This window comes from Rothia sp. LK2588, from assembly GCF_040946465.1.
Taxonomy (GTDB): domain Bacteria; phylum Actinomycetota; class Actinomycetes; order Actinomycetales; family Micrococcaceae; genus Rothia.
On record NZ_JAYWLS010000001.1, the window covers coordinates 651,688 to 670,613 of the forward strand.

At 60.4% G+C, this 18,926-nt stretch carries 16 protein-coding genes; 6 read left to right on the forward strand and 10 right to left on the reverse strand.

The features are described from left to right. Positions 1-30: 30 nt before the first annotated feature. On the forward strand, positions 31-1,473 hold the full coding sequence (locus VVR12_RS03055; protein WP_368549639.1) for an alpha/beta fold hydrolase: 1,443 nt from the start codon (positions 31-33) through the stop codon (positions 1,471-1,473). Between the two features lie 94 nt (positions 1,474-1,567). After that, on the forward strand, positions 1,568-2,794 hold the full coding sequence (locus VVR12_RS03060) for a right-handed parallel beta-helix repeat-containing protein (protein ID WP_368549640.1): 1,227 nt from the start codon (positions 1,568-1,570) through the stop codon (positions 2,792-2,794). Positions 2,795-2,906: 112 nt separating this feature from the next. On the opposite strand, the gene VVR12_RS03065 is transcribed toward VVR12_RS03060, so the two are convergent. From VVR12_RS03065 to coaE, 7 genes are all read right to left on the reverse strand, one after another. Continuing rightward, positions 2,907-4,109, reverse strand: coding sequence for a TerC family protein (locus VVR12_RS03065; RefSeq protein ID WP_368549641.1), 1,203 nt, complete (start codon positions 4,107-4,109; stop codon positions 2,907-2,909). 222 nt (positions 4,110-4,331) lie between these two features. After that, positions 4,332-4,958: an NAD(P)-dependent oxidoreductase gene (locus VVR12_RS03070; protein ID WP_368549642.1), complete on the reverse strand. Its 627-nt coding sequence runs from the start codon at positions 4,956-4,958 to the stop codon at positions 4,332-4,334. A 100-nt stretch (positions 4,959-5,058) separates the two neighbouring features. Next, complete coding sequence (locus VVR12_RS03075) at positions 5,059-5,610, reverse strand: SDR family oxidoreductase (protein ID WP_368549942.1); 552 nt, start codon at positions 5,608-5,610, stop codon at positions 5,059-5,061. A gap of 18 nt (positions 5,611-5,628) precedes the next feature. Continuing rightward, complete coding sequence (locus VVR12_RS03080) at positions 5,629-5,811, reverse strand: hypothetical protein (RefSeq protein ID WP_368549644.1); 183 nt, start codon at positions 5,809-5,811, stop codon at positions 5,629-5,631. 22 nt (positions 5,812-5,833) lie between these two features. Beyond that, positions 5,834-7,984 (reverse strand): excinuclease ABC subunit UvrB, encoded by a 2,151-nt coding sequence (gene uvrB / locus VVR12_RS03085; protein ID WP_368549645.1) that lies wholly within the window; start codon positions 7,982-7,984, stop codon positions 5,834-5,836. A 143-nt stretch (positions 7,985-8,127) separates the two neighbouring features. Next, positions 8,128-9,951, reverse strand: a complete 1,824-nt coding sequence (locus VVR12_RS03090) for a BCCT family transporter (RefSeq protein WP_368549646.1) — start codon at positions 9,949-9,951, stop codon at positions 8,128-8,130. A 61-nt stretch (positions 9,952-10,012) separates the two neighbouring features. Beyond that, positions 10,013-10,627, reverse strand: a complete 615-nt coding sequence (gene coaE / locus VVR12_RS03095; protein WP_368549647.1) for a dephospho-CoA kinase — start codon at positions 10,625-10,627, stop codon at positions 10,013-10,015. A 108-nt stretch (positions 10,628-10,735) separates the two neighbouring features. Between coaE and VVR12_RS03100 the strand changes: the two genes are divergently transcribed. Next, on the forward strand, positions 10,736-11,425 hold the full coding sequence (locus tag VVR12_RS03100) for a YigZ family protein (RefSeq protein ID WP_368549648.1): 690 nt from the start codon (positions 10,736-10,738) through the stop codon (positions 11,423-11,425). Positions 11,426-11,513: 88 nt separating this feature from the next. On the opposite strand, the gene rpsA is transcribed toward VVR12_RS03100, so the two are convergent. From rpsA to polA, 3 genes are all read right to left on the reverse strand, one after another. After that, positions 11,514-12,980, reverse strand: coding sequence for a 30S ribosomal protein S1 (gene rpsA / locus VVR12_RS03105; protein ID WP_368549650.1), 1,467 nt, complete (start codon positions 12,978-12,980; stop codon positions 11,514-11,516). A gap of 299 nt (positions 12,981-13,279) precedes the next feature. Then, on the reverse strand, positions 13,280-13,930 hold the full coding sequence (locus VVR12_RS03110; protein WP_368549651.1) for a GNAT family acetyltransferase: 651 nt from the start codon (positions 13,928-13,930) through the stop codon (positions 13,280-13,282). A 16-nt stretch (positions 13,931-13,946) separates the two neighbouring features. Beyond that, positions 13,947-16,772, reverse strand: coding sequence for a DNA polymerase I (polA, locus tag VVR12_RS03115; RefSeq protein ID WP_368549652.1), 2,826 nt, complete (start codon positions 16,770-16,772; stop codon positions 13,947-13,949). A 108-nt stretch (positions 16,773-16,880) separates the two neighbouring features. On the opposite strand from polA, the gene VVR12_RS03120 reads away from it, so the two are divergent. From VVR12_RS03120 to VVR12_RS03130, 3 genes are all read left to right on the forward strand, one after another. Then, the gene (locus VVR12_RS03120; RefSeq protein WP_368549653.1) at positions 16,881-17,336 is read left to right on the forward strand and encodes a PaaI family thioesterase; all 456 of its coding nucleotides are present in this window, start codon (positions 16,881-16,883) and stop codon (positions 17,334-17,336) included. Between the two features lie 133 nt (positions 17,337-17,469). After that, positions 17,470-18,741, forward strand: coding sequence for a dicarboxylate/amino acid:cation symporter (locus VVR12_RS03125; protein WP_368549654.1), 1,272 nt, complete (start codon positions 17,470-17,472; stop codon positions 18,739-18,741). Beyond that, a complete protein-coding gene (locus VVR12_RS03130; RefSeq protein ID WP_368549655.1) occupies positions 18,741-18,890 on the forward strand; it encodes a hypothetical protein in 150 nt (49 codons plus the stop codon). Before VVR12_RS03125 ends, VVR12_RS03130 begins: the two co-directional genes overlap by 1 nt. Positions 18,891-18,926: the final 36 nt, after the last annotated feature.

The following is an 18,926-nucleotide window of genomic DNA, read 5'->3' on the forward strand; positions in this document are numbered from 1 at the left end:
TTAATCTTCTCCCCTAGAAAGGTCAAAACCGTGACTGCACCCCACCTCAACGAACTCAACCTGCCCTCCGCAGACCACCGGGAAGGTCAGCGACACACGATCGGTTCGTTGCGCCTGACAGAGCACTGGTTCACCGTACCGGCCACCCACGGGTTGTACTTCGGTGCCGGCAAGGACGCCGCCGAGGGGCACCCCGCCGCACACGAAACGATCACCGTGTTCGCCCGCGAGATCGTTGACACCTCCGACCAGCTGACCCGCCCGGTGGACGACCGACCGTTTATGGTCTACTTGCAAGGCGGCCCCGGTGCGCCCTCACCGCGGCCCACCCTCGACTCCGGCTGGGTTGCCCACCTGGCCAAAACCCACCGCCTGGTGTTGTTGGATCAGCGAGGAACGGGCAACTCCACCCCGCTCAGCTCCGCAACCATCGCTACCCGAGGAGATATCGAGGCCCAGATCCGCTACCTCGAGTTATTCCGCGCCGACTCCATCATCGCCGACGCCGAAGTCGTCCGCTCCTTCCTGCTCGCCGACCGCAAGGATCAACGCTGGTCCACCATGGGCCAGTCTTACGGCGGATTCCTCACGCTTTCCTATCTCTCCTTCGCGCCCTACGGCCTGAAGGACTGCCGCATCACCGCAGGCCTGGCCCCCATCCGCGCCCACATCGACCAGGTGTACCAGGCGACCTACTCGCGGATGGCCGAACGCAACGAGCAGTACTACTCGTGGTACCCCGAAGACCGCGAACTAGCCCGCACCATCGCAGACTTCATCGGCAACGAAGAGGTGCGCATGCCCACCGGCGAGCGCCTGAGCGTGCAACGGTTCCAGATGCTCGGGCACTATCTAGGTGGTAACACGCGCGCGCACGGTTTGCACTATGTGTTGCAGTCGGCTTTCGCCGAAGGCCCGGGGAGGTTGTCGGAGCAGTTCCTGGCGGCGGTCTCTGCCGATGTAACGCATCTGGCCCGCCCGTTGTATGCGGTGTTGCACGAGAGTATCTATGCTGATGGTCCCGCCGATGGGTCGATGCCGGGGGTCACCGGTTTTGAGCTGTCTCCCTCGCCAGCGCCTACCGGCTGGTCGGCCGCCCGCGTGGGGGCGCAGCGTCCGGAATTCTCGCCAGAGGCCTCGTGCCTGTACTTCACCGGTGAGCACGTCTTCCCCTGGTACTTCGAGCAGGATCCGGCGTTGGTGCCGTTGCGGGATCTCGCCGAGGCGCTGGCGGAGAAGGACGATTGGGGGCGGCTGTACGATCACCGGCAGTTGGCCGAGAACCAGGTGCCGGTGGCCGCAGCCGCGTACGTCCCCGATGTGTACGTGGATTATGAGAATTCGATGGCCACCGCCCGGTGGGTCAAGAACACCGCCGTGTGGACCTCTGCGACGCACCATCACGACGGGCTGGGCCAAGATGGTACCCTGATTCTCGATCATCTGAAAAACCTGCTGGCTGATATGAGGTAAAAGGGCTCCGAGACTCAGCAGGTGCCGGCCCGCGCAGTAACGCTCGGTAGCGTCCGGGCGGGCGAGTCTTCAACAACACCGCGAAGGGGAAACCGTGGTATCACGCGCACAATTTTTGGCTGCCTCGACGCTGGGGGTCGTGCTGGCCAGCTCGACCCCGGCGTCTGGGGTGCCGACCGAACGCATGCTCATCGTCACCGAGCACGGCGTTCAACCCGATGGTGACCAACCGGTCAACGCTCGGGTGAACAAGCTGATCGAGGACGTCGCTGCCGCCGGTGGCGGCACCCTCATTTTCCCCGCAGGTGTCTACCCGGTGGACTCCGAGGGGATCCGCATGGGGCATCAGGTGACGATCATGGGGATGGGTTCGGCGACCATTTTCCGGCCGGTGGGAACCTGGGAGTCCTTGGGCGGGGTGTTCCGCATTGGCACCGACACCTCCCGCAGCGAGAAACCCGTGGCGCGTACCGGGCTGTTCAACCTCACCATCAAACCGGGCGTGGATCTTTTCCGCCACTCCGAACCGATTCCCAATACGGTGGGCATCCTCTACAACACGTACCTGGGTCAGAAGATCGATGAGCCCGACGCCGCCCACCGCATCTCGGGGATCACCCTGTGGGATTTGGATATGGGGATTAAGCTCAAGGGCATCGACGATCAGGGGTGCACCGTGACCGAAGTGCGCGGGCGCCGGTTCTTGCGGAGCGCGTTGACCGTCGGTGATATCAAGCAGGCCACGGCCGCCGATAACTCGTTCTCGATGATCGACCTCTCCTCGGCTAACCGCGCCCAGCTCGATGCGGCCACCCTCGAGATTTACACCTCTAACTGCACCTTCTCACAGGTCAAAACCTGGTATTCCAAGCGTCCGCTATCATTCGACGCCTCCGATAAGGCCGGGGCCGGCATCTATGTGCGCGGCACCCGCAACAGCTTTACCCAGTGCGACGCGCAGGATAACGGCGGGCACGGTTTCGTGGTGGACTTCCCCAATAATTCGTTCACCAACTGCATCGCCGATTCCAACGGGTACGCCGATAACGTCTCCGGGGCCGCCGGCAAGGGTGAGGCCCACGGCTTCCACATCAACGAACACGCTCAGGGCACCCAGCTTCTGGGATGCCAGGCGCTGAATCGGGTACGCAAAGACCCCGGCCAGAAGATCGGCTTCTGGGTCCACGAGAACAACAGCGAAGTAACCCTCATCGGGTCGACGGCCGCCAACACCGAATCCGCCGACTCCACCGATTCGCTGTCCTCGTCGCAGAAGGTGCTCATCTCCTCCGATGAGGAGAAAGAATCGGAGAACGCATAACCCGCGTTTCTCTAGGGAGATAAACGAGGACGCCGCCGCGAGAGTAATACTCTCGCGGCGGCGTCCTGTTGTGATAGGTGCGGCAGTTAACCGTGATGGCGTGCCGGATCCGTTAGGACTGCGCCATGTAGGCCTCGTGCTCACCGTGGGCCCGGCGGACGAGGTCCTGGTACTCGGTCTCCGAGTCGATCAGTTCGTCGCGGAACTTCGGCTTGATCTTCTTCGACTTCTCCACCGCCGCGTCCAGCTTGGACTTCAGCTCCTGGCGCTCGGAGGTAGAGGCGTCCTCGGGCAGATCCAGGTACTTCTCCGACAGCGTGCGTACCTTGTGGATGGTTGCCATGGCCTTGCCCTTGGGCGACAGCAGAGACGCAAGGACCGTGATAGTGAGAACGCCGATGATGACCGCCAGCGAGAAGCCGATGGTGACCTCGACGACGTGCACGTGTTCACCGTTGTTGATGAACGGCAGGGTGTTCTCGTGCAGGGCGTGCAGGATCAGCTTCACACCGATGAACGCCAGGATCGCTGCCAGACCCCACGAGAGGTAGATCAGGCGATCCAGCAGACCGTCAATGAGGAAGTAAAGCTGGCGAAGACCCATCAGGGAGAACGCGGTCGCGGTGAAGACGATGTAGGCCTCTTGCGTCAGGCCGAAGATCGCGGGGATCGAGTCGAGCGCGAAGAGGATGTCGGTACCACCGATAGCCACCATGACCAATAGCATCGGGGTCATGACCTTTTTGCCGTTCTCCATGGTGAACAGCTTGTCGCCATCGTAGTAATCGGTGGTGTGCAGGAACTTTTTCGCCAGGCGAATGACGAAGTTATTGGCCTCGTCTTCTTCGTCGGAATCGGTGATTTCATCCTTGAGCAGGTTGCCTGCGGTGAGCAAGAGGATGATGCCGAAGAGGTAGAAGATCCAGGCGAACTGGTTGATCAGGGCCGCGCCCAAGAGGATGAAGGCGGTGCGGGCGATCAACGCGAAGACGATGCCGAAGAGCAGAACCTTCTGCTGATCCTCACGGGGGACCTTGAAAGAGGCCATAATAATCAAGAAGACGAAGAGGTTGTCAACGCTCAATGCCTTCTCGGTGATGTAGCCACCGAAGTACTCGGCACCGAACTGCGGACCGTCCCAGAAGAAGATAAGCACGCCGAACGCGAGCGCAATGGCGATGTAGACGGCCGACCAGATGGCGGCCTCTTTGATGGTGGGTTCGTGCGGTTTGCGCACGTGGAAGAAGAAATCATATGCGAGCAGGGCGAGAATCACCGCGATGGTGACGCCCCACTGCAGCCCAGAAATATGCATGAGAGCCTTTCTTGTGGGATTGATACGACAATGTCCACAAGTCTCTCCCGCCCCTTGTCAGAGGCACGTTTTTCCGGACCGACTTCGTTGGCGCTCGTGCTGACGAAAAAACGATTTGTGGGATACTCCCTTGCTCGAAGTGCCATCTTACAGCAATCCCCTCCACATCGGGAGGGGATTGTGAGCCAGTCGGCGGAAGAGATTTTGTCGGTGACCTGGGCGTTAGTTGGTGCCGCGCGCGGTCTCAGCGTCTTTGGAGGCCACGGTGAAGCGGCGGCCGAGGTGTTGCGGGTTCTCGAGTTCGTCGACGATGGCGATCGCGAAGTCTTCCGCGGAGACGAACTCGCCGGCGGGTGCGTCCAGGTCGGAGGCGTATTCGCCGGTGCGGGCGCCGGGGGCGATGACCGGTGCGGGTGCGATCATCGACCATTGGACGTCCCCGCCCAGGGTCATGTAGGCGTCGTAGACTTCGCCCATTTTGATGGCCTCGGTGCGGTACATGTCGGGCACGTGTTCGGTTTCGTAGAGGCGCTTTCCGTCCAGTTCCAGCGCGCCGGCGCCGCCGACGATCAAGAACCGCCCCTCGGGGGCTGCCATGATGAGGTTCTGGTGTGCCTGCACCGTGGCGTCGTAGTCGTCGCGGTTGGCGGTGGCGATCACGGTGTAGTCGTGGCTGTTGATGACTTCCGCGACTGCCTGGGTGTTGGTGAAATCTAGTTTGTTGCCGGTGGCGGGGTCGGTGGTTGCGCCGCTGCGGGAGTATCCGTCGATGGTGTGCTGGCGGGACGCTGCCTCCCCCACTACGCGGGATCCGACCATGCCGTTGGCGCCGATAATTGCGATCTTCATGAGTGATCCTCCTTGGTCTGGTCGTGCTTTACTTCTTCAGCGTACGCTCGTGCTCCACGCAGATCAAAATACTTTATACATCAAGCAATAGTGTAGGTGCTCAGGCGCCGAATCCACCGTCGCTTTTCAGCAACTGAGCGTTGATCCACTGCCCACGAGGTGACAGGAGGAAGCTGATGAGATTCGCTGTGTCCTGGGGAGTCCCCAAACGACCGGCAGGTGTTTCCTCCCGCAGTTGCTCCGGCAACCCAGCCGGCATCCACCCGGTGTCGATGGGCCCGGGGTTGATGAGATTGCAGCGGAATCCGCGCTCGCCTAGCTCAACTCCGGCGGCGATGACCAGCCGGTCTAACGCGCCCTTCGACGAACCATAGGGCAGGTTATGAGCCGTGTGGTCGCTGGTGAGGGCGACCACCGACTTGATGTTGTCTGGGTTCTCGTCGGCGATGCGGGCAAAGTGCTGTATGAGCAACCAGTTGGCTCGCACGTTCACCGCATAGTGGCGGTCCCATGACTCCACCGTGGTGGTCAGGACGCTGGAATCCACCGATTCGCAGTGGGCCAGCACCAGGGCCCGGAGGTCTCCGGCGTCCCAGGCCGAGCTGATGAGATGCTCCGGCGTTGCGGGATCTTGCAGATCGGCCTCGACCAGGGTGACCGTGGCGCCGTGCTACTGGCAGGAGCGCTTGAGTTCCTCGAGGTCGTCTATGCCGCGGGGCAATCCCAGCCGGTCGTCGTAGCTATGTAGGTAGTTGACGGTCAGATCCCACCCCTCGGCGGCCAGCTGCAGGGCGGTTGCATATCCGATGCTGTTCTTTCTCCCCACACCCGTGATCAGTGCACATGGGCGCATGAGACTCCCCCCCCCCTGTCTTTTAGGCGTGGCCTGCCTGTTGCATCTGGCGCAATTCTTTCTTCAGTTCGGCGACCTCATCGCGCAGGCGCGCCGCCAGCTCGAACTGCAGCTCTTCGGCCGCCTTGGACATCTGCGCAGACATGTCTTCGATCAGACCGAGCAGGTCTTCCGCCGGCGCCGCGGCCAGGCCGTCTTCGCGTACACGTTGTTGCGCGCGGGCGAGCACTTCTTCGGCCTCCGGGGTGGTGGTCGCAACCTTCTTACCCTTCTTCTGCGCAACCGGTGCGGTTTTACCGCTGGCGTTCTTGCGCAGTTGCAGGATCTCCTTGGTGTCCTCTTCTTCGCGGGCGATCTGGTCGGTGATATCGGCGATCTTCTTGCGCAGTGGTTTCGGGTCGATGCCGTGTTCCCTGTTGTATGCCTGCTGGATCTCGCGGCGGCGATTCGTCTCTTCGATGGCCACCTCCATCGAGTGCGTCATCTTGTCGGCGTACATGTGCACCTGCCCGGATACGTTGCGGGCGGCGCGGCCAATGGTCTGGATGAGGGATGTGGTCGAGCGCAAGAAGCCCTCTTTATCGGCGTCCAGAATCGCCACCAGGGAGACCTCGGGCAAGTCCAGGCCCTCACGCAACAGGTTGATGCCCACCAGCACGTCGAAAGTGCCCAGGCGCAACTCGCGGAGCAATTCGATGCGTTTGAGGGTGTCGACGTCCGAGTGCAGATATTGCACCTTAACCCCATGCTGGGCCAGGTATTCGGTGAGGTCTTCGGCCATACGCTTGGTCAGCGTGGTCACCAGCACGCGTTCGTCCTTCTCCACCCGCACGCGGATCTCGTCCAGCAGGTCGTCGATTTGACCCTTGGTGGGTTTGACGATGACTTCGGGATCCACCAAGCCGGTGGGGCGAATGATCTGCTCCACGTAACCGTCGGCCTGAGAGAGCTCGTATTTGCCCGGCGTGGCCGATAGATACACGGTCTGGCCGATGCGTTCGAGGAATTCGTCCCACTTCAGCGGGCGGTTGTCCATCGCCGAGGGCAGGCGGAAGCCGAAGTCCACCAGCGTGCGCTTACGCGACATATCGCCTTCGTACATGCCGCCGATCTGCGGGATGGTCACGTGGGACTCGTCGACGATCAGCAAGAAATCATCGGGGAAGTAATCCAACAGGCAGTGCGGGGCCGAGCCCGCCGGGCGTCCGTCGATGTGGCGTGAGTAGTTCTCGATGCCGTTACAGAAACCCATCTGCTCCATCATTTCCAGGTCGTACTGGGTGCGCATGCGCAACCGCTGAGCCTCAAGGAGTTTGTTCTGCGATTCCAGCACCTGTAGCCGGTCGGCCAGCTCGTCTTCAATCGAGCGGATGGCGCGGGCCATACGTTCGGCACCGGCCACATAGTGTGAGGCCGGGAAGACGTACATCTCGGTCTCTTCCCGAATGATGTCTCCGGTGAGCGGGTGCAGGGTATAGATGGCTTCAATTTCATCGCCGAAGAACTCGATGCGGATCGCGTTCTCCTCGTACATCGGGATGATCTCGACGGTGTCACCGCGCACCCGGAACGTTCCGCGGTGAAAATCGGTGTCGTTGCGCACGTATTGCATGTTCACGAACTGCCGCAGCATCGCGTCGCGATCTAATTCTTCGCCCTGCCGCAGCGTCACCATCTGCTCGATGTATTCCTCGGGCGTTCCCAGACCATAGATACACGAAACGGTCGAGACCACCACGACGTCGCGGCGGGTCAGCAGCGCATTGGTAGCCGAGTGGCGCAGACGCTCGACCTCTTCGTTGATGGATGAATCCTTCTCGATGAAGGTATCGGTCTGCGGAACGTAGGCCTCGGGCTGGTAGTAGTCGTAGTAGGAAACGAAATACTCTACAGCGTTGTTCGGCAACAACTCGCGCAACTCGTTAGCCAACTGAGCCGCCAGGGTCTTGTTTTGCACCATGACCAGGGTGGGACGCTGCACCGACTCGATCAGCCAGGCAGCCGTGGCCGACTTACCCGTACCGGTGGCGCCCAACAGCACGATATCTTTTTCACCGTTATTGACGCGTTCGGTGAGTTCCTTGATCGCTTTCGGCTGGTCACCGGCGGGTTGATACTCCGAGACGACCTCGAAGGGGGCGACGACACGTTGGATCTTCTGGGCAAGGCTCATAGCTCCAGCTTAGCGATTGAACCCGCTGAGCAGAACGCATTTCACCATCAGGGCAAGAACCCGCCCAGCGCTCGCTCGCCCCGGGGCGTCCTGATGATCAGGACGCCCCGGGGCGGCGTCAGTGGCGGAGAACCGGGCGGGCGTTATTCGGTCTGCGAGCTATCTGCTCGTTGCGAAGAGACACCCGAGGGCTTCTCCCCTTTCGCGCTGGGGCTCACCACGGGGATCTGACCTGTGTTGGGCACCAGGGATTCGAACTCGGGTTCTGTACCCACCTCGTACTCCGGACGCATTACGACGTCCTGCACAGAGGCGTGATCTTCCTGGGCACGACGGCGGTACTCCTCGACGGGAATGACCTGCTTCCAGCGTCGAGTGCGCATCGGAGGCAGTTCACCGGCGTCTTCACGCAGGGCACGAATGAGCATCCACATCTGCAGATACCCCAGCAAGAAGACCGGGAAGCCGACCACGATAATCACCGACTGCAGAATCTTCAGACCGTTATCACCGGTCATGACCAAGATGACCGCGGATATCAGGCCGATACAGACCGCCCAGAAAACCGCCTGCTTCTTCGGCGCCGGATCCTCGTGGCCGTTGGCGATGGAATCCAACACCAGCGCCGCGGAGTCGATGGAGGTCACGAAGAACAGGGTGATGACCACCAGTGTCACCGGGGCAACCAGCCAGAACAGCGGGAAGTGACCCAGGAACTCGAACAGCGCGGCGGGAATGTTATTCTCGTGCACCACCTTCTGCACCAGTTGCCCGTTTTCTTCGCGCTCGATGTGGAAGGCGCTCATACCGAAGATACCTACCCACACCATGACGAACAGCGAGGGCACCGCCAGCACGCCGATCACGAACTCACGGATGGTTCGCCCCACCGAGATTTTGGCGATGAACAAGCCGGTGAAGGGCGCCCAGGTGACGGTCCATGCCCAATAGAACACGGTCCATGAACCGATCCACCCGGTATCTGCCAGGGAATCGTTGAAGAACATCATCACCGGTAGCTTCTGTAGGAAGTAACCGGCCGATTCGATGGTACCCATGAGCACGGTGCGGGTTGCGCCGGTCATCAGCACGAATAAAAGCACCGCGATCGCCATCAAGATGTTGGCGTAGGAGATGCGCTTGACGCCCTTTTCCATTCCGGCGATGACGCTGGTGACGCCCGCGGCGGTAATCAGTGCAACGATCATGGCCTGCACCCAGCCGGCAACCGGCACACCGTAGACGATGTTGACACCAGAGTTGATCTGCAGGGCACCCATGCCCACGGAAATACCCAGACCAAAGATGGTGGAGATAATGGACAAAATATCGATGAACTTACCGACCGGCCCGTGGATACCCTCTCCCAGCCAGGGCTGAAACATCGACGAGACGCGCGGGGGCAACTTGCGCTTGTACGTGAAGTAACCAAAACACAGGCCCGGTACCACGAGAATGACCCACATGAACAAACCGATGTGGAAATTCGCGATGGACAGCGCATCGTGGGCAGCCTGATCGGAAAGCGGTTCGACGCCGTCATAGGGAGGCTTGGCGAAGTGAGAGATCGGCTCGGCAGCGCCCCAGAAAAGCAAGACCGCACCCACGCCGGCTGCAAAGAGCATACCGAACCAGGCGAACCCCGAGTGTTCGGGCGTGGAATCATCATCGCCGAGCTTGATGCGCCCAAAGCGACCGAATGCCATGTACATCAAAAAGATAAAGAAGAGCGCATTGCCGAGAACGTAGAACCACCCCATGTAGGTAATCAGGAAGTCCGCGGCTGCGCCGAATACTCCCTGCATCCCCTGAGGGAAGGCCACAAAGAGAAGCGTGAAAACTAGGATGAATATTGCAGAAGAGAAGAAGATGCTCGGGCTGGTTCGTAGCCTGAGGCCATCGTGAATCTTAGTGAGCACAACAAACCTGGTGGTTACTTGATGACTTACGACGCTTGATAGAACCACCTCGTCGTAAGTGAGCCATTGGTGACTAACTCACGATGATAGTTTTACGTTTGAAGCATTTCTAGTTTATGAAGCTGTGCGCCTGAATTTCCGCCCAGATCTTTTTTACGTTCTCTTCGGTCTGTTCTCGGGTACCCGAGTTGTCTACAATCCAGGTAGCCACCGCGGCTCGTTGCTCATCGGTTGCCTGAGAGGCAATGCGGGCACGCGCGTCCTGCTCACTCATGCCTCGCTGAGCAACGAGACGATCCAGCCGGGTTTCAAGATCTGCGTACACCACGATCACCGCATCAAAGCGCGATACCTGACCGGTTTCGACCAGCAGTGGAATATCTTCGACAATGACGCCGCTGAAATCCTCGGCCTGTTGTGCGGCGTCTGCGATCTCGAAAGAGCGTTGCCTCACCGCGGGGTGCACAATCGCATTGAGGGCGTCTCGCGCTACGGAGTCCGCGAAGATGAGCTGGGCCAAACGGGATCGGTCTAGGCGGCCTTGCTCATCGAGGATGTCGGGACCGAACGTTTCGACGACTCGAGCCAGTACTTCCTCACCTGGTTCCATGAGCTGACGTGAAATGCGGTCGGCGTCGATAATCACCGCACCCTGGGCAGCGAGCATCTCGGCCACGGTGGATTTGCCGGATCCGATACCGCCGGTCAGTCCAATACGTTGCATACTCACTCCCGATGGTGGTGCCGATAGATATTCCGATGACACTTGAAACGGCGCTGGTAGCGGTCCCCCGCCCAGATACCTCAGCGGGTTGTCGATAGAATGCTACACGTGACGACAGAAGACACCAGAGCTAATCATTATACCGTTCTCGAGACCTTCGAACCCATTGAATCTCTACTTGAGATTAAAAGAAGCGAGTTCATTGGTCATGCCGTGCGCGTCGAGAGTGAGGATGAAGCTCGAGCTTACATTGAGTCTTTACGCAAGAAATACCACGACGCACGCCACGTCTGCAGCGCCTTCGTGGTGGGCGCCGACCGCGACGTCCAGCGCTCCTCCGACGACGGTGAACCCGCCGGCACCGCTGGAATCCCCATGCTCCAGGCAATCCTTTCACGCCGCACTACCGAAGACGAAAACTCCCCAGGCACTGACCTCTCCGACATTTGCGTAGTAGTCGTACGCTACTTCGGGGGCATCAAACTGGGGGCAGGAGGATTAGTCCGCGCCTATACGGACGCCGTGGTGCAAGTTCTCGATCAGGCCACCCTGGTGCCGCGGCACAGGCTCCGCATGGGCCGCATCGCCACCGACTTCGCCGAAGCCGGCAAGCTCGAGAACGAACTCCGTGCCCACGGCATTCACGTAGACACCACAGAATATGGCGCGGCCCAGGCGAATATCGTCATCGGCACCTTCGACTCCCCCGCCTCCCAGGCCGAAGTTGAAGATAAGCTGGCAGCCCTCACCGCTGGAATGGCAACCGTCGAATGGGGCGAGACCCGCTGGGTCGGCTAACACCTCATCTCACGAAAAATCCCGCCCCACAAAATCTGTGGAGCGGGATTTTTAACGACTAGCCACCGCTAGCGACTCAAGCTACAGCTTAGTTGCCGGTCAGCTTCTTGCGCAGCTCAGCCAATGCCTCATCCGATGCGAGGGTTCCGGACTCGGAAGCCTTGTTATCGGAGGAGTACGAGGTCGGTGCGGCCTCGGCGGCAGGAGCGGAAGTTGCCGACGATGCGGCTGCCTCTGCGTCTGCCTCGATTGCCTTGGCAACCTGAACCTTGTGAGCTTCCCAGCGAGCCTGAGCATCTGCGTACTGCTGCTCCCAAGCCGCACGCTGGGTCTCGAAGCCCTCGAGCCATTCGTTGGTCTCGGGGTCGAAGCCCTCGGGGTACTTGTAGTTGCCCTCTTCGTCGTACTCTGCGGCCATGCCGTACAGAGCCGGGTCGAACTCGGTGCCCTCGGGGTCTACACCCTCGTTAGCCTGCTTGAGCGAGAGCGAGATGCGGCGGCGGTCCAGGTCGATGTCGATGACCTTGACAAACAGCTCGTCGCCCACAGAGACAACCTGCTCGGCCAGGTCAACGTGGCGCACTGCCAGCTCGGAGATGTGAACCAGGCCCTCGATGCCGTCTTCAACGCGAACGAATGCGCCGAAGGGAACGAGCTTGGTGACCTTACCGGGAACGACCTGACCCAGGGCGTGGGTTCGGGCGAATGCCTGCCACGGATCTTCCTGGGTAGCCTTCAGCGAGAGCGAAACGCGCTCGCGGTCCAGGTCAACTTCCAGAACCTCAACGGTGACTTCCTGGCCAACCTCGACGACCTCAGACGGGTGGTCGATGTGCTTCCAGGACAGCTCGGAGACGTGCACCAGGCCGTCTACGCCGCCCAGATCAACGAATGCACCGAAGTTGACGATCGAGGACACAACGCCGTTGCGTACCTGACCCTTTTCGAGCTGGTTGAGGAAGGAGGAGCGAACCTCGGACTGGGTCTGCTCGAGCCATGCACGGCGAGACAGCACCACGTTGTTGCGGTTCTTGTCAAGCTCGATGATCTTAGCTTCGATTTCCTGACCAATGTAGGGTGCCAGGTCGCGAACGCGGCGCATTTCGACCAGCGATGCGGGCAGGAAGCCGCGCAGGCCGATGTCGAGGATGAGGCCACCCTTGACGACCTCGATGACGGTACCGGTAACGACGCCGTCGTTCTCCTTGACCTGCTCGATGTCGCCCCAGGCGCGCTCGTACTGTGCGCGCTTCTTGGACAGGATCAGGCGACCTTCTTTGTCTTCCTTGGTCAGGACCAGGGCCTCAACTTCGTCACCAACGGAGACAACTTCGCCGGGATCAACGTCGTGCTTGATGGAGAGTTCGCGAGAGGGGATGACGCCTTCGGTCTTGTAACCGATATCGAGGAGAACCTCGTCGCGGTCAACCTTGACAACTTCACCTGAGACGAGATCACCATCGTTGAAGTACTTGATGGTTGCGTCAACCGCTGCCAGGAACTCTTCTTCAGTTCCGATGTCGTTGATTGCAACCTGAGGAGTGTTGGTGCTCATGTAGTAAAGGGCTCCAATATGGATAGATTTGGTTAGTCGGTACAGTGCCCGCTCCCCCGCACCCGCCAGACATTGACATGCTGGGCCGCGATGCGTTCTCACGTGCCGTGGTTCGCTCTGCACCGAGGTTTATTCGGACAGTTTCATGCGCGCATAATACACGCACCTGACTAAGTCTAGGAGCGATACCGGGCGCGGTCAATGGACGCCGCGCTTAATTCCGCGGATAAATTGGGCAAATCACAGATTAATGGAACCCTCGATCACCCGGGTGTGTCGAGCGCAACCTATCGCCGGCGTCAATAACTGAACATTGCCTCCCAGGAACCCAGCGGTTGTTTGAGCACGACCTCCTGATGAGTCTCCCGCTCACAGATCTGGAAGCCCCGGGCCAGGTAGTTAGGCAACGCGTAGGCACCGTCCAGGTCGCAGGTATGCACCCACACCCGCGAAACCGGCGGCAGCTCGTGCCTCTCGTGCACCGTCCAGGCCTGGCGCACCATGAACTCCAGGAAGGCACGGCCTGCGCCTTGCCCGTGGGCCCACTGCATCAGACCAAAGTAGAGGATCTCGGTCTCGGTGCGTAGCGCCCTGGGCTGACCCTTGACCTCGCAGTGGAGCTGACAGTACCCGGCGGGCGTACCGTCGATGCTCACCAACCAGATCTCGCTCCCCTGCTCGGCCAGTTCCGCTTCCCACGTCTCACGTTCCCAGCTCAACCGCTCATACCAGCGGTATGGGCCTCCCACCACGGTATACAGCCACCGGGCTAGCTCGGGACCGGCGTGCTCTGCCCGCTCGAACCGCCAGGTGGAGTGCGGCGGGCTCGACGGGGCCTGCGGGGGCTGTAGCATCTCCAGGTGCGTGATGGTCACCTCGCGCGGGGCGACGTCCGAATCGAACTCGGTGGGTGAACCCACCGAGGGTTGAATATTCAATCTCTTACTCATCGAGGTAGTGCTCCGCTTAGTGACCCGCCTCGTGCCACGAGGTACCCGTGCCCACTTGCACGTCCATGGGAACCTTCAAGTGCACCGCGTTGCTCATCTCTTCGGCCAGCAACTTCGCGGCGGTATCGTCCTCTCCAGCCGCGACTTCGAGGATCAATTCGTCGTGGATCTGCAACAGCATGCGGGTGCGCAGCCCCTCTCGCTCCAGGCGAGACTGCACATTGATCATCGCGATCTTCATGATGTCTGCCGCGCTTCCCTGGATGGGGGCATTCAGCGCGGCGCGTTCAGCCGCTTCGCGCCGCTGACGGTTGGAGCTGTTCAAATCTGGCAAGACGCGCCGACGGCCGTACATCGTCTGGGTATAGCCGTCGCGGTGCGCCTGTTTCATCGTGCCGCGCAAGAAACGACCCACGTCGCCGAAGCGTTTGAAGTAGTTCACCGTGAGCTCCGCGGCTTCCTCCACGGGAATGCCCAACTGTTTGGACAACCCAAAACGAGACAACCCGTAGGCCAAACCGTAAGACATCGCCTTGACCTTGGCGCGCATCTCGGCGGTGACGTCTTCGGGAGCGACACCAAAGACCTCGGAACCCACGTAGCGGTGGAGGTCCTCACCCGATTGATACGCCTCGATAAGTTTTTCGTCCTCGGCCAAGTGCACCATGATGCGCATCTCGATCTGCGAGTAGTCGGCGGTCAAGAGGTGGGTGTATTCCACGCCGTCGACCGGCTCGGGAGCGACTACAAAGGCCTGGCGGATTTTGCGGCCTTCTTCGGTACGTATCGGGATATTTTGGAGATTGGGATCCGTCGAGGAGAGACGCCCGGTAGCGGCCACGTTCTGTTGGAAGGTGGTATGTACGCGAGCATCGTCGGCGGTGGTCTTTTGCAAACCCTCTACGGTCTGCTTCAGCTTGGTGTAATCGCGATACATCTGCAGGGCCAGCAAAAATTGGGCGCCCTTCGAATCGGGGCTGACCTTCGTCAGCAGATCTGCCATCGATTCGGCGTCGGTCGAGAAACCGGATTTCAGTTTACGCGTGGTGGGTAGTTGCAGTTCGTCGAACAAAACGGTCTGCAGCTGCTTGGGTGAACCCAGGTTCACCTCGTGATCGATCAGGCGGTACGCCTCGTCGGTGGCCTGCTTGATGAAGGCATCGTAGTGGTCCTTCAGCTCGCGAAGCACCTCGGCGTCCAGCGCGATGCCGGTGCGTTCCATCTTCGCCAGAACGGTGGCCAAGGGAAGCTCAATATCGGTATACAGATCCAGCTGGCTTTGCTCGGTCAAGTCGGTATGCAACGCATAGGCGACTTCCTGGATGTAGCGTGCCACCAGCGCCTGGTACTGCAGATCCGCAGGCTGCTCGAGGGCGAACAGTTCGCCCTGCCCACCGGCGTCCGGTTCCGGAGCCGGGAAATCGGTGCGCAGATACTTCTCCGTCAGGTCCTGCATCATCTGCTCGAAGGCACGGCGGCGTGCCGTGGGCACATGACCGCACACGTACGAGCTGAGCATCGGGTCTTCGACGACCCCGGCCAAGGAAAACCCGCGGGCCGCCAGCGACTTGAATTGTTGCTTGACGTCGTAGACGATCTTCGGTTGCTGGTCGTCAGCCAGCCACGACGAAAGCGCCTGTTCGGCAGCGGCGTCAAGGCCAGCGAAATCCAACCATCCCGCGAGACCGCCCCCAACGAGCACCAGTCCCAGCAAGTTCTTCTCGTGCGCGTTGCCGGCTTCGGGTGCGTCTGCGTCGACGACGGGCACGACGGTCAGAGCGGCGCTCAACCGCTCGGGTACCGCCACAGGACGTTCGGCGGCGGTTATTGAGGCGCGGGCGTCGGCCACGAACGAGTTAAAATCCTCGGCCGAGGCAATCGAGCGGACCTCATCGATGGAGATCTCCACCTGTGCCGCGGCGGCCTGTGCGAGATCGGAGAACACCTCGGCGGTGCGCTTCCGGATGGTGCGGAATTCGAGCTCGTCAAAGAGCGCGTCCAGGAGTTCGGGATCGGTGGGGCCGAAACCGGTGAGGTCTTCAAGAGCCAGCGGGAGGTCCAAATCATCGACCAGTCGGTTCAACCGACGGTTGCGGCGAACGTCGTCGATATGCTCCCGCAACGCCTCGCCCTTTTTGCCCTTGATCTCTTCCTGGTGAGCAATGACTCCCTCGAGATCGCCATAGGTATTGATCCACTTGGCGGCGAAACCGGGCCCCACTCCCGGCACACCGGGAAGGTTATCTGCCTGCTCACCGGTGAGTGCGGCGAGATCGGGGTAAAGATGCGGGGGTACCTTGTACTTCTCTTCGATCGCGGCCGGATCCATCGGACGGATACCCTTGGACGGCCCGGTAGTCACCGGGTAGAGCACCGTCACGTTCTCATTGACTAGCTGAAAAGCGTCGCGGTCGCCCGAGACGATCTGCACCGTCATTCCGTGGCGCTGCCCTGTCTTGGCCAGCGTCGCCACGATGTCGTCAGCCTCGTAATTCTCTAGGGTGACGATGGGAATATTGAGCGCGTCGAGCACCTTGTGAATCAACTCGAGCTGACCGAAAAATTCCTCGGGGGTCTCCGAACGGCCGGCCTTGTACTCTCCGTATTCGGCGGTACGGAACGTGCCACCGTCTAGGTCAAAGGCGGCCACAATGTGGGTGGGCTGCTCAGACTTGATCAGGCTGAGCAACGTGGAGAGAAAACCGTGAACGGCGTTGGTGTGCTGCCCCGCCTGGGTCACGAAAACATCGACGGGTGTTCCGTAGAAAGAGCGAAATGCCAGAGAATGGCCATCGATCAGCAGCAGTTTCGAGGGTGAATTAGGTGTCTCTGTAGTACTCACGCTCACCAGTCTAACGGTAACGCGGTAACTAGACAGGTTAGGATTTTGCCAAGCCTCCCCGTCCCCGGCGGCGGGCAATACCCTCACCATGACCGAAAGGACCACCCGATGACAGCAGACGAACCCCACCGCTGGGCAGAGGAACTCACCGCCGCGGGCATCCCGACCCACCTGTGGCCCCTGTTTGAAGATCATGGGGTGGGCACCCTGGTCCCCCGCCTCGGCATCATCTTCGATGAACTCTCGGCCCAACGAACCGTCGCCCACATGCCCGTCACTCCCAATACCCAGCCCGCGGGGCTACTCCACGGCGGTGCAACCGCCGCCCTCATCGAGACCGTGGCCTCCTTCGCCGCCAATGTCGGTGCGCCCCAGGGGCACCGCGCCGTCGGTACGGAGCTCAACGTCTCCCACGTGCGTCCTGGGATCCACTCGCCGGTGCGTGCGGTGGCCACCGAGGTCAGAGCCGGCCGCACCCAGGCAGTCCATCAGGTCGAGGTCATGGACGCCCGCGGCAAGCTCATCAGCATCGGGCGCGTCACCAACGCCTACGTCCCGGTCTAAGCCCTACAATTTATGTTTTCCACCACAGCCGGCCGGCCCAACAGCACTATCCTGCGGTCTTCTGTTCGTGTGCGGTCGCTGCAATGGATATCCTGTCTAGACATCGCCGCTTTCTCCACCACAAAGGACATCTATGAAGAAGGTACCCCTGCTGGCATGGATCGTGCTGGCCATCATCGCCGGCATCCTCATCGGATCACTGACACCCGGGATCATCTCGGGTCTCAATGAAGCCCTGGGATGGTCGGTCCCGACCGACCTCATCGTGCAGCTCTTCGTCTCATTCTCGACGATCTTCAGCGCGGTGCTCAGCTTCGCCATCCCGCTCATCATCTTGGGGTTCATCATTCCCGGCATCGGTTCGCTGGCACAGGGCGCAGGCCGTCTCTTAGGTATCACCGTGGGGCTGTCTTACATTTCCAGCATCACCGCGGGTTTCCTGGCCCTGACCACGGCGTACTTCCTCTACCCGGTGCTGCTCAAGGGGCAGCAACTCAGCTCGGTGGCTAACCCCGAAGAGGCGCTCTCTGCCGGGTACGTGAAGTTCGAGCTCACCCCGTTGATGGACGTGACCGCGGCCCTCGTCTTGGCCTTCATCATCGGCTTGGGCATCACCACGCTCAAAACGAAAAACATGTTGCACTTCTTCGAAGACTTTCAGACCATCATCGAGAAGTTGCTGAGCTACGTCATCATCCCGTTGTTGCCCATTCACATCGTCGGCATCTTCGCGAACATGACCCTCGCCGGAGAGGTGGCCACCATTATCTCGGTCTTCGGCAAAGTCTTCATCATGGTGCTCCTCTTGCATTGGATCATGCTGATCATCCAGTACACGGTGGCAGGTTCCCTCACCGGTCGCAATCCGTTCAAAGCGCTCAAAACCATGCTTCCGGCGTACTTCACCGCGCTGGGTACCCAGTCCTCGGCGGCTACGATCCCCGTGACCATGGGAGCAGTCCGCAAGACGTCGGTCTCCGAACGCATTGCCAACTTCGTGGTGCCTCTGTGCGCAACCATCCACCTCTCTGGTTCGATGATCACCATCACCTCCTGCTCGGTGGCTGTCGTGTTCATGACCAGCGGTCATATCTCCTTCATTGAGCTCATCCCGTTGGTCCTCCTGCTGGCGGTCATGATGGTCGCAGCACCCGGCGTCCCCGGTGGCGGAGTCATGGCAGCCATCGGCCTGCTGCAATCGATGCTGGGCTTCGATCAATCCATGGTCGCCCTGATGATCGCCCTCTACATGGCGCAGGACTCCTTCGGAACGGCTACAAACGTCACCGGTGATGCCACTATCGCCATGATCGTCGACAAGATCTCCCGCCGCTTCAAGTCGTCCAACAATGAGCAACCCACTGCGGAACTTGAGAATCAACAGCACGGGTCGGTGCAGGCATAATGCGGTCTAAGCTTGGCATCGTTTTTCTCTTGCTGACCATCGCGCTCGTCATGACCGCTCTCAACCAGGGCGGGTTCTGGTGGCTGGCGGTCATGATCAGCTGCGCGCTCGCCCTCTGGGGCACGAGCGGACCGCGCGAGAAAAACTAGGCACAGAGAAAGGCCCGGGGTGCTCAGTACGAAGAG

Excerpts from the sequence above, each read along its gene's own strand:
- VVR12_RS03065 (WP_368549641.1), bottom strand. The coding sequence starts at position 4,109 with ATGCATATTTCTGGGCTGCAGTGGGGCGTCACCATCGCGGTGATTCTC.
- VVR12_RS03070 (WP_368549642.1), bottom strand. The coding sequence starts at position 4,958 with ATGAAGATCGCAATTATCGGCGCCAACGGCATGGTCGGATCCCGCGTA.
- VVR12_RS03080 (WP_368549644.1), bottom strand. The coding sequence starts at position 5,811 with ATGCGCCCATGTGCACTGATCACGGGTGTGGGGAGAAAGAACAGCATC.
- uvrB (WP_368549645.1), bottom strand. The coding sequence starts at position 7,984 with ATGAGCCTTGCCCAGAAGATCCAACGTGTCGTCGCCCCCTTCGAGGTC.
- coaE (WP_368549647.1), bottom strand. The coding sequence starts at position 10,627 with ATGCAACGTATTGGACTGACCGGCGGTATCGGATCCGGCAAATCCACC.
- rpsA (WP_368549650.1), bottom strand. The coding sequence starts at position 12,980 with ATGAGCACCAACACTCCTCAGGTTGCAATCAACGACATCGGAACTGAA.
- VVR12_RS03110 (WP_368549651.1), bottom strand. The coding sequence starts at position 13,930 with ATGAGTAAGAGATTGAATATTCAACCCTCGGTGGGTTCACCCACCGAG.
- VVR12_RS03120 (WP_368549653.1), top strand. The coding sequence starts at position 16,881 with ATGACAGCAGACGAACCCCACCGCTGGGCAGAGGAACTCACCGCCGCG.
- VVR12_RS03125 (WP_368549654.1), top strand. The coding sequence starts at position 17,470 with ATGAAGAAGGTACCCCTGCTGGCATGGATCGTGCTGGCCATCATCGCC.
- VVR12_RS03130 (WP_368549655.1), top strand. The coding sequence starts at position 18,741 with ATGCGGTCTAAGCTTGGCATCGTTTTTCTCTTGCTGACCATCGCGCTC.